The sequence below is a fragment of the Ochrovirga pacifica genome (assembly GCF_000220525.1).
Lineage (GTDB): Bacteria > Bacteroidota > Bacteroidia > Flavobacteriales > Flavobacteriaceae > Ochrovirga > Ochrovirga pacifica.
In genome coordinates this window covers 1-722 of sequence record NZ_AFPK01000008.1, presented here as the reverse complement: position 1 = coordinate 722, position 722 = coordinate 1, and the positions used below count along the sequence as shown (strand labels likewise).

General features: G+C 32.7%; 1 protein-coding gene. It reads left to right on the top strand.

From position 1 onward, the window contains the following. The coding region (locus FS85_RS14885) for a hypothetical protein (protein ID WP_010134014.1) at positions 1-591 on the top strand (591 nt) is incomplete at its 5' end. Positions 592-722: the final 131 nt, after the last annotated feature.

Genomic DNA, 722 nt, shown 5'->3' with positions numbered 1-722 from the left:
GCCAACAATATGAGAAGACACAGAAATAAAAACAAAAGAAGTCGATTTTCGATTTTATTTCCAATCCTGACAATACTCGGAATTGGAATTATTGCTGTGTTAACTTCTGGTTACGAAAAAAGCTGGACGTTTAATTGGAACGGAATTGAAAAAAATATCCAAGATTCAATTAGTGTTTATAAATATCAATCTATTTCGAGTGGAATTGGTGGAAATGGAAGAGCAATGCCTGAAGAAATTGAAAGCCGAAAATGGATTATGCAAAACGCAACTGAATCTGAACTTCTAAAACTAACGAAATTTCCAAACGGAAATATAAAAGCAATTGCTTACGAGGGATTATTAAGAAAAAAGAATTTCAAAAACAAAACTGAACTGATTTCAAATGCGATTAAAGACACGGTTTATTCTGTTTACTATCAATCTGGTTGTTTAGGAGATAAATTAGAAATTGGAGAATATTTAGTTCAAAATGTTTTAATGATTGACGACCGAATTCCACCTTTTAGACCTGAATTAATTATTGATTTTGGACTCTCTAAAATGGAAAAGCAAAAAATCCTGAATGAATTTCATAATCGGAAAAAATAAAATACTGTTGGCAACAATGTATAACCGCAATTACGGCGGATTCGACTACGTCCGAATCCACTCGGAATTGCTAACGTCAGTGCTTAACCGAAAATTATTAACTTTAATCCCGTAACTGACGGTTATACGAG